The organism is Citrobacter sp. S55_ASV_140 (genome assembly GCF_018919505.1).
GTDB classification, from domain to species: Bacteria; Pseudomonadota; Gammaproteobacteria; order Enterobacterales; family Enterobacteriaceae; genus Citrobacter; species Citrobacter werkmanii.
Map to the genome: position 1 here is coordinate 1 of NZ_JAHLQZ010000154.1, position 9,808 is coordinate 9,808.

The 9,808-nt window shown below is 51.5% G+C and carries 9 protein-coding genes; 3 read left to right on the forward strand and 6 right to left on the reverse strand.

Annotation, left to right across the window (positions count from 1 at the left end; genetic code table 11):
• Positions 1-409: AraC family ligand binding domain-containing protein (locus KQJ18_RS18115; protein ID WP_216422435.1), on the reverse strand; the 409-nt coding region annotated here is incomplete at its 3' end.
• A gap of 251 nt (positions 410-660) precedes the next feature.
• On the opposite strand from KQJ18_RS18115, the gene KQJ18_RS18120 reads away from it, so the two are divergent.
• Positions 661-2,061, forward strand: coding sequence for an MFS transporter (locus tag KQJ18_RS18120; protein ID WP_216422437.1), 1,401 nt, complete (start codon positions 661-663; stop codon positions 2,059-2,061).
• Between the two features lie 10 nt (positions 2,062-2,071).
• On the forward strand, positions 2,072-4,027 hold the full coding sequence (locus tag KQJ18_RS18125; protein ID WP_216422439.1) for a glycoside hydrolase family 127 protein: 1,956 nt from the start codon (positions 2,072-2,074) through the stop codon (positions 4,025-4,027).
• Between the two features lie 87 nt (positions 4,028-4,114).
• Here the strand turns inward: KQJ18_RS18125 and KQJ18_RS18130 are convergent, their stop codons facing one another.
• Entirely contained in the window at positions 4,115-4,855 is a 741-nt protein-coding gene (locus tag KQJ18_RS18130; RefSeq protein ID WP_038635252.1) for a MipA/OmpV family protein, read from the reverse strand.
• A 121-nt stretch (positions 4,856-4,976) separates the two neighbouring features.
• Here KQJ18_RS18130 and KQJ18_RS18135 point away from each other — a divergent pair, with 121 nt between their 5' ends.
• Positions 4,977-5,927, forward strand: coding sequence for a LysR family transcriptional regulator (locus KQJ18_RS18135; protein WP_038635255.1), 951 nt, complete (start codon positions 4,977-4,979; stop codon positions 5,925-5,927).
• A 16-nt stretch (positions 5,928-5,943) separates the two neighbouring features.
• Here the strand turns inward: KQJ18_RS18135 and KQJ18_RS18140 are convergent, their stop codons facing one another.
• The 4 genes from KQJ18_RS18140 to KQJ18_RS18155 form a co-directional block, all read right to left on the reverse strand.
• Positions 5,944-7,080, reverse strand: coding sequence for an HlyD family secretion protein (locus KQJ18_RS18140; protein WP_038635258.1), 1,137 nt, complete (start codon positions 7,078-7,080; stop codon positions 5,944-5,946).
• Positions 7,081-7,085: 5 nt separating this feature from the next.
• Complete coding sequence (locus KQJ18_RS18145; protein WP_038635261.1) at positions 7,086-7,409, reverse strand: DUF3302 domain-containing protein; 324 nt, start codon at positions 7,407-7,409, stop codon at positions 7,086-7,088.
• Positions 7,410-7,742: 333 nt separating this feature from the next.
• Entirely contained in the window at positions 7,743-9,281 is a 1,539-nt protein-coding gene (aldB, locus tag KQJ18_RS18150; RefSeq protein WP_038635264.1) for an aldehyde dehydrogenase AldB, read from the reverse strand.
• A gap of 92 nt (positions 9,282-9,373) precedes the next feature.
• Positions 9,374-9,808 (reverse strand): iron-containing alcohol dehydrogenase (locus KQJ18_RS18155; RefSeq protein ID WP_216422441.1); only part of this gene is annotated, 435 nt, incomplete at its 5' end.

The window sequence follows — 9,808 nt, forward strand, 5'->3', positions numbered from 1 at the left end:
GTTCCAGCGCCATGCTGCGATGAATATTTTCCTGCTCGTGTAAGAACTGGCGGAACAGTGAAATAATATATTGCGGCTCGCTCACCCGGGTATGCTGGGGAATCGCAAGTAACGGTTGTGTTGATGAAGCATCGTTTCCTGTCGTTAACTCAAAGTGCAGCCAGTAAAATTTTAAATCGGGCGGAAATTGTCCTACGCCAATATGTAAGCGATGCGGCCACAGCAGCAGACTTTCCCCGGCACTAACAGAAAAAATGTTACTGCCTTCGCGAATCGTTAATGTCCCTTTTTCAACAAAGATTATTTCCCAGGATTGCAATTGCCGCGCAGGATGGCTACCGATGCCGCGTGAAATAAATAACCCACCGTTTTGCACTTTAATCGGCAGAGACATGGACAATTCGAGCATATATATTCAAATTCCCGCTTTTTTATTAATTAAACCGGTCTTTACCTTTGATTATTCACGATAAAGTTGCTTTTCGCCGGATCGAAATCACATTTTCCAAATGAAGTCGGAATTGTCATCTTTTTATACTTTTCTCTTCCCTTGTTGACCCAAACATAACGTGCAAAATTAATCATGTATTTTGCAAATTACATCCAAATAACCCGCGGCGTAGCGGGATACTTTCCGAATATCACTTCCGGGAGTTATTTATGACTTCGGCTCCGATTACGACATCTGATTTGGCACAGCGTGCGCAAAACGACAAATTATCCCTGCGTGAAAAAATAGGTTATGGGTTAGGCGATGCAGGCGGGACGGTCATTACCTGCCTGATCATGAATTTCCTGACGTTCTTCTACACGGATGTCTTCGGGCTAACGCCCGCGCTGGTCGGCACATTGTTTATTGCCCTGCGCGTGTTTGATGCGATTTCCGACCCCATCATGGGCGTTCTCGCCGACCGTACGCAAAGCCGCTGGGGACGCTTCCGCCCCTGGCAACTATGGGTCGCGGTTCCTATTGGCATTATTGGCGTGCTCACATTTACCGTCCCAGACGCCAGCATGGGCGTAAAAATCGCCTGGGCATTCTGCACCTATCTGTTGCTCTCCGTCGGCTATACCGCCATCAACGTACCGTACTGTGCGCTGATTAACACCATGACCACCCGCCACAACGAGGTGATCGCCTGCCAGTCCTGGCGCTTTGTGCTGTGCGGCGTGGCGGGTTTTCTTGTCTCCGTCGGCCTGCCGTGGATGGTGGATGTGCTGGGCCAGGGCAATGCCGCGCAGGGTTACCAGTTCGGTGTCGGCGTGCTCTGCGCCGTTGCAGTGGTCATGTTCCTGTGCTGCTTCTTCTGGGTGCGTGAGCGTGTTCCGCTGGCGATGATGGGGAAATTTACCCTGCGCGAACATATTGGCGGCCTGCGCAAAAATGACCAGTTGCTGCTGATGCTGGTGATGTCGTTCCTGCTGATCAACGTCTTTAATATTCGCGGCGGCGGGTACATGTACTTCATTACCTATGTGCTGGAAGGCAGCACCGCTTACACATCGCTGTTTTTCACCATGGTCACCTTCGCCTCTATCATCGGTTCAGTGCTCGTCAGCCCGCTGACCCGTCGGTTCGATACCGTCAAACTCTATTACTACACCAACCTGGTGTTGGCGGCGCTGGCGGTGCTGATGTGGTTCTTGCCAACCGGCCCGGCTTATCAGACATTGTGGCTGGCGGTTATCCTCGGGAACGGCATTATCCTGGGCTTCACGCTACCGCTGCACTTCTCGCTGATGGCCTTCGCCGATGATTACGGCGAGTGGAAAACCGGCGTGCGCTCTTCCGGCATGAATTTCGCCTTCAACCTGTTCTTCATCAAACTGGCCTGGGCCTCCAGCGCGGGGATCATCAGCCTGTTGTTTATCTTTGTCGCCTATCAGCCCGGCGCCGGTAATCAAACCGCCAGCTCGCTGCAAGGGATTACTGCCATGGAGACGCTGCTGCCCGCACTGTTCCACCTGCTGCTGGCGCTGTCTGTCCGCATCTGCAAACTCAATAACCCGATGATGTCGCGCATTGCCACCGATCTGCGTCAGCGTCATATACAGCCTTAAGGAGCACGAAATGAACGTACTGGAAGTCGACCTGCATAAGCTCACGGTCAGCGATCCGTTCCTCGGACAATATCAGCAACTTGTGCGTGACGTGGTGATCCCCTACCAGTGGGATGCGCTCAATGACCGCATTCCAGAAGCGGAGCCAAGCCATGCGATCGAGAATTTCCGCATCGCCGCAGGCCTTCAGGAAGGCGAGTTTTACGGGATGGTTTTTCAGGACAGCGACGTGGCGAAATGGCTGGAAGCCGTCGCCTGGTCGCTGTGCCAGAAACCCGATGCTGAGCTTGAGAAAACTGCCGATGAGGTTATTGAACTGGTCGCCGCCGCCCAGTGTGATGATGGCTACCTCAATACGTATTTTACGGTCAAAGCGCCGGATGAACGCTGGACTAACCTCGCTGAGTGTCATGAGTTGTACTGTGCGGGTCATTTGATTGAAGCGGGCGTCGCTTTCTACCAGGCGACGGGGAAACGTCGTCTGTTAGAGGTGGTGTGCCGCCTGGCAGATCATATCGACAGCGTTTTTGGGCTGGGAGAAGATCAACTGCGCGGCTACCCCGGACACCCGGAAATCGAGCTGGCATTAATGCGTTTGTACGAAGTCACTCAGCAACCACGCTATATGGCGCTGGTAAATTACTTTGTTGAGCAACGCGGTGCGCAACCTCATTTTTATGACGAAGAGTACAAAAAACGCGGCCAAACGTCTTACTGGCACACCTACGGTCCGGCGTGGATGGTGAAGGATAAGCCCTATAGCCAGGCACACCAGCCTGTTTCAGAGCAGCAAACGGCTATCGGTCACGCCGTCCGTTTTGTTTATCTGATGACCGGCGTGACGCATCTGGCACGCTTAAGTCAGGACGAAAGCAAGCGTCAGGATTGTTTGCGTCTGTGGAACAATATGGCCCAGCGTCAGTTGTATATCACCGGCGGGATCGGCTCGCAAAGCAGCGGCGAGGCGTTTAGCAGCGATTACGATCTGCCCAACGATTCCGTATACGCCGAAAGCTGCGCCTCAATCGGGCTGATGATGTTCGCCCGCCGGATGCTGGAAATGGAAGCCGACAGCCAGTATGCGGACGTGATGGAGCGCGCCCTGTATAACACGGTACTTGGCGGCATGGCGCTGGACGGGAAGCACTTCTTCTACGTTAACCCGCTGGAGGTGCATCCTAAGTCGTTAAAATTCAATCATATTTACGACCATGTGAAGCCCGTTCGCCAGCGCTGGTTTGGCTGCGCCTGCTGCCCGCCCAATATCGCCCGCGTACTCACTTCTATTGGCCATTACATCTATACGCCACGTCAGGACGCACTGTATATCAACATGTATGTGGGCAACAGCATGGAAGTTCCTGTGGCAGACGGTGTGCTTAAGCTGCGCATTAACGGAAATTACCCGTGGCATGAGCAGGTAACAATCGCCATTGAATCACCGCTGCCGGTCGATCATACCCTGGCGTTACGCCTGCCGGACTGGTGTACCGCGCCGCAGATTTTGCTAAATGATCAACCAGTTGCACAAGATATACGTAAAGGCTATTTACACATCAGCCGAACCTGGCTGGAGGGGGATACGCTAAGCCTGACACTGCCGATGCCCGTGCGTCGCGTATACGGAAACCCACTGGTGCGCCATGTTGCCGGTAAGGTCGCCATTCAGCGTGGGCCGCTGGTGTATTGCCTGGAGCAGGCCGACAACGGCGAAGAGTTGCATAACTTGTGGCTGCCAAAAGAGAGTGAGTTCAGGGTCTTTGAGGGTAAGGGACTGTTCAGCCATAAGATGTTAATTCAGGCGGAAGGCGTGAAGCAAAGTGCCCGCAATGCGGCACAACAAGCGTTGTGGCACTACGATGTTTCACCAGCTTCGCGTCAGGTGCATACGCTGACGTTCATTCCGTGGTTTAGCTGGGCAAACCGTGGTGAAGGCGAAATGCGAATCTGGATAAACGAGCAGTAATGATGACGACGGATGGCGGCAGTTAGCCCCATCCGTCAAGGCATCATGAAAAGATTGCCCTCCTCCCTGAGGACAAACGGGTGAGAATCAGAAACGCCAGGTCAGACCGGACATCAAGGTAAAGCTGTCATCGCGATCAACCATCGGGCTATTTTTAATGTCATCCGGCAGCACGCTATAGTTGGCGCTGGCCAGCAGCGTCAGGTTGCTGGTCAACGCGTATTTAGCGGACAGGCCAACATACGGTGTCCAGCTGTCCCCTGGGGAGTAGCTTGATAACCCACTACGGCGGGATTCATTGCCAGAGATGCCGTAGTAATATTCGTTGAAGTTTTCGTCATAGTAGAGCACGCCAATCGCCGGCGTCAGCGTCAGCTTGCCCATTGGCATTTGGCGGAACATAGACATTTCCGCCACCCAGCCATTGCTGTTATCCAGCACATCCGCTGCGGCAGAGACCTTCACGCTACCCCATTTTTCATGGTGATACCATGCAGCACCCGCCATCGCGGTTGCATCACGCTTGTCCAGTTGCTTCATCGCATGATCGTCGTTATCACCGGGATCAAACTCAAGCGGCATGTAAGAAGCAGTAATGCTAAATTCATTACTTTCACTTTTTGAAAGAATATAGCCTAACGTTGTTTGCCTAAAATAAAATGATTCACTTTCATAACTGATAAGCGGTACTGCATGAACATTATCATTATATCCACGATAAGGAGATTCATTATATACAGCGCCACCGCCAATAGAAAACTCTGCGGCAGTTGCACTCGCCATAAAAGAAAAGGCGAACAGCGCCACAATATTGCGTTTAATTAACATGCCAACATTCCATTTTAAAATAAGCCACAAAGCGGGTGCATAATAATGCTTACAATTTCATCGATGCAACTTCCATATTTATATAGTAATATATACAAACATATATATATTGGGTTTGGCGATGAACAAATTACAACTCAAACACCGGGAACTGAAGATTATTTCGGTAATTGCTGCCAGTGAAAACATCAGTCATGCCGCTACGGTTCTCGGCATCGCACAGGCTAATGTCAGCAAGTACCTTGCTGATTTTGAATCAAAAGTTGGGCTAAAGGTCTTTGATCGCACCACCCGCCAGTTGACCCTGACGCCCTTTGGTGTAGCGCTGCTGCCTTACATCAATGACATGCTGGACAGAAACGATCAGCTAAATAGTTTCATCGCTGATTATAAGCATGAAAAACGTGGCAAGGTAACGGTATATGCACCAACCGGAATTATTGCTTACTTATCGCAACATGTTATTGCAAAAATTCAGGATATCGGTGGTATTACTCTCTCGCTGAAAACCTGCAATCTTGAACGGAAAGCATTTTATGAAGGTGTAGATTTCCCGGATGATTGTGACGTTTTAATTACCTATGCGCATCCCAAAGATGAATCACTGGTCGCCAGCTTTATTACCAAATATGCAGTGATGGCGTTTGCCAGCCCTGAATATATCAAACAGCATCCCATTAACAGCCCTGATGAGCTGGAAAATCATTCCTGTATTTTAATCGATTCCATGATGATTGATGATGCCAATATCTGGCGCTTCAGCTCCGCCGGCGGCAAGGAAATGCATGATTATCGGGTGACCGGAAACTACGTCTGTGACAATACGCAATCCGCGCTGGCGCTGGCGCGTAATCATCTGGGCATTGTTTTTGCGCCTTATGCGAGTATACAAAAAGACGTTCAGTCCGGATTGTTGGTTCCCTGTTTCTCCGAACAGCACGAATGGTGGCTGGATTTAGTGGCGATTTTCCGCAAGCGTGAATACCAGCCCTGGCGTGTACAGTTTATTCTCGACGCAATGTTAGCGGAGATACGTCAGCAGCTTACTCAGACGCTACAGCTGTCTGAGTAAGCTAAATAGCCTGCACCTAGTGGTCGAGATACAGGTAATGCACCCAGCTGGTCATCCGCAACAAGACTTTGCGCATGATTGACACATGTTCGAAGTGATCAGAGTAAACGGCGACCTGGGCGTAAATCCCATCAGGTAACGCGCTCACGTCCGCATTGTCGTTCAGCTCAATCGTGGCGATCACCCCTTCTGAACCGGGCGTAGAGTTTAAGGATTGCAACGCCCCGTTCGACTGGTATGTACCACCCGGTACAGCCGGGCTGATAGCCGCCAGTTTGCCGCTAAATACCTTCCCCGGCAGGGCGTTAAACACCACTTCCGCTTCATCGCCTGGCTCCAGTCGCAGCAGTGAGTTTTGACGGAACTGGGCGATAATTTGCCGTTTCTGTTCCGGGATAAACACCATCACCGGACGCATAGGCAGCGCGGCGGCATAGGTTCCGGGGCGCATCAACACCTGCGTAACGTAACCATCGCTGGGCGCACGAACCACGGTCTGGTCAAGGTTAAACTCCGCTTCGGCGAGTTGTGCCTTCAGGCTGGCAATTTGCGAATTTTCACCCAGTACCAGGCTGTCTAACTGGCTCTGGATTTGCTGTTGCTCCGCAATAGACGATTTCACCGATGCTTCCTGCGCCAGATAGTTTTGGCGCGCCGCATCGATATCGCGTTCAGAAAAAGGGTTGACCTTCGCCTGACTCCCCTGCGCATAGCGCTGGTAATCTTTTGCCAGCTTGTCACGCGTTGCCTTTGCCTGCTGCGTGTTGGCTTTCATTTCGTCTAGCTGCGCAACCAGCGCCTGCTCTTTATGCTGAGCGGTGACAATATCGGCTTTCAGGCGATCAACCCGCGCCTGATAACGTCCAGGATTAAGTTTAAACAGAACTTCGCCTTTTTTGATCAGCGTATTCTTCTTATCCGTCACTTCCGTTACAACACCCGTGACCTGCGGCACGACGGGAATAGAAATTACCGCTTTTTGCGCCTTAAAGGTATACGGATGGTTATAATTCATCAGTAATATAAGCCCGCAAACAATGAAAATACCACCCAATGCTGCAGTGGGTACCGTCCATTTATTTACAGGAATTTTAAAAATTTTAAATATCGACCATGCGCATGCCACATAAGTCAGAACAATCAGTAAATCCATCGATATTACTCCGCCGGAGAGGTCTTAACCTCATCCAGTTTCTTTTCCAGGTCGGCAACCCGCGCCTGAAGCTGGATCAGGGAAGAATCCGCGCTCTGCATACCCCACCCGCGCTCCGGGCGATAAAGCGTTGCCCAGATCCATAAAAAGGGCCAAATAACATGTAAGGTAAACAAGCTAACCCAGCCCGCAACATGTATTGCGTCGGCATGAGGATGGTTACGTTTCTTTGCAATAAGATAGGGAATATCATGCAGAATAATAATCCCGTAAAAAATGACCAGGAATACAAAAATAAGCACTCCTAATGCAAAATAATCAAGGAACATATTTGCCTCAGGGATTTAAATTAAAGAACTTGGCTGCTATTTATTTAAAAAATAGAGTTGATAATAATAGTGGAATGACCAGATTGGATGCAATGGGGTTATTTATATAACGATATATGAGTTTCTATATATACCCGTCGTCTTTCGAGCTGCTTCTTTGTTGGCTGCGTTCACTCACCCCAGTCACTTACCGGAGTAAGCTCCTGGGGATTCCCTCTCTTGCCGCCTCGAAGCAACACGAAATCCATAGGGTACCCTTGTCATACTTTGAACTGCAGGACATAACTTGATGCCCGGTACGCTAAATGCGACCGGGCGGTAAGTGACGGGATATTAAAACAGCCCCAGCGGTTTATCAGAGTAGCTCACCAACAGGCATTTGGTTTGCTGATAGTGCTCAAGCATCATTTTGTGTGTCTCGCGCCCAATGCCCGACTGCTTATAGCCGCCGAACGCCGCATGTGCCGGATAAGCATGGTAGCAGTTGGTCCAGACACGCCCCGCCTGAATCCCGCGGCCCATCTTGTACGCAAGATTTCCGTTACGGCTCCAGACGCCAGCGCCAAGTCCATATTGGGTGTCATTGGCAATTTCCAGCGCTTCGTCCATGGTTTTAAAGGTCGTAACAGCCAGCACCGGGCCGAAGATCTCCTCCTGGAAAACCCGCATGTTGTTCTTACCAAACAGAATGGTCGGTTCGAGGTAATAACCCTCTTTTAACTCACCATCCAGTTGCTTACGCCGTCCACCGGTCAGGACATCCGCCCCTTCTTTCTTACCAATATCGATGTAATTCAGAATGGTTTCCAGTTGACCATGCGACACCTGCGCGCCCATTTGCGTCACACTGTCTAACGGGTTGCCGCTACGGATACTCTCCACCCGGCGAATGGCTCTTTCCATAAAGCGTTCGTAAATGGATTCCTGTACCAGCGCGCGGCTCGGACAGGTACACACTTCGCCCTGGTTGAAGGCAAACAGCGCAAAGCCTTCCAGCGCCTTATCAAAGAACGCATCTTCTTCATCCATCACGTCCGCGAAGAAGATATTGGGCGATTTCCCACCCAGCTCCAGGGTGACGGGAATAATGTTCTGCGTAGCATACTGCATGATCTGCTGGCCGACTTCCGTTGAGCCGGTAAACGCCACTTTCGCAATACGTTTAGACGTCGCCAGATATTCACCGATTTCCCCACCCGCACCGTTTACCACGTTCACGACACCAGGCGGGAGCAGATCGCCAATGACCTCCATCAGCAGCAGCACGGACAGCGGCGTCAGGCGCGCGGGTTTAAGCACCACGCAGTTACCCGCCGCCAGCGCGGGCGCCATCTTCCAACTGGCCATTAGCAGCGGGAAGTTCCACGGGATAATTTGCCCGACCACGCCAAGAGGCTCATGGAAATGATAAGCCACGGTCTCACTATCAACCTCGCTGATTCCCCCTTCCTGCGCACGAATACAGGAGGCGAAATAGCGGAAATGGTCAATCGCCAGCGGCACGTCTGCCGCGCTGGTTTCACGGATGGGTTTACCGTTATCCCAGGTTTCTGCCGTCGCCAGCAGTTCCAGGTTTTGTTCCATACGATCGGCGATTTTAAACAGAATCGCCGCTCTGTCCTGCACGGATGTCTGCGCCCATTTATCTTTTATTTTGTGCGCGGCATCCAGTGCCAGATCGATATCCTTCTTACCGGAAGAGGCCACTTCGCACAGCAATTGCCCGGTGACCGGCGTCAGGTTTTGGTAATACTCGCCGTCCACCGGCGCGACCCAGTCACCGCCGATAAAGTTATCGTATCGGGCCTTTAACTTCAGAGGGTAACCATACTCGCCGGGATAAATACGCGTTGAAGGGGGGTTATTGGTCATGACCGTCTCCTTGCTGTAGGGGTACTACAAGGGTAGACGGGGCTGGCGAATAATTCGCCAGCCTTTTACTGCTTTACGACAGGTATCACGAATTACATCGCAGCGCGATAAATTGCCATGATTTCGTCATGAGTCGCCTGAATCGGGTTAGTGAAACCACAGGCGTCTTTCAGGGCATTGGTCGCCAGAACGGCAAAATCTTCTTCCTTCACGTTCAGCTCACGCAGACCGGCCGGAATATTCACTTTCTGCGCCAGTTTACGGATCGCCGCGATACAGGCTTCCGCCCCTTGCTCTTCACTCAGTCCAGCCACGTTAACGCCCATCGCAGCCGCGCAATCACGCAGACGAGCGGCAGCCACCTTGCTATTGAAAACCTGTACATGCGGCAGCAGCACGGCGTTACATACACCGTGTGGCAGATCGTAGAAGCCACCCAACTGGTGCGCCATGGCGTGCACGTAACCCAGAGAGGCGTTGTTAAATGCCATGCCTGCGAGGAACTGCGCGTAAGCCATGGCTTCACG

Excerpts from the sequence above, each read along its gene's own strand:
- KQJ18_RS18120 (WP_216422437.1), top strand. The coding sequence starts at position 661 with ATGACTTCGGCTCCGATTACGACATCTGATTTGGCACAGCGTGCGCAA.
- KQJ18_RS18125 (WP_216422439.1), top strand. The coding sequence starts at position 2,072 with ATGAACGTACTGGAAGTCGACCTGCATAAGCTCACGGTCAGCGATCCG.
- KQJ18_RS18130 (WP_038635252.1), bottom strand. The coding sequence starts at position 4,855 with ATGTTAATTAAACGCAATATTGTGGCGCTGTTCGCCTTTTCTTTTATG.
- KQJ18_RS18135 (WP_038635255.1), top strand. The coding sequence starts at position 4,977 with ATGAACAAATTACAACTCAAACACCGGGAACTGAAGATTATTTCGGTA.
- KQJ18_RS18140 (WP_038635258.1), bottom strand. The coding sequence starts at position 7,080 with ATGGATTTACTGATTGTTCTGACTTATGTGGCATGCGCATGGTCGATA.
- KQJ18_RS18145 (WP_038635261.1), bottom strand. The coding sequence starts at position 7,409 with ATGTTCCTTGATTATTTTGCATTAGGAGTGCTTATTTTTGTATTCCTG.
- aldB (WP_038635264.1), bottom strand. The coding sequence starts at position 9,281 with ATGACCAATAACCCCCCTTCAACGCGTATTTATCCCGGCGAGTATGGT.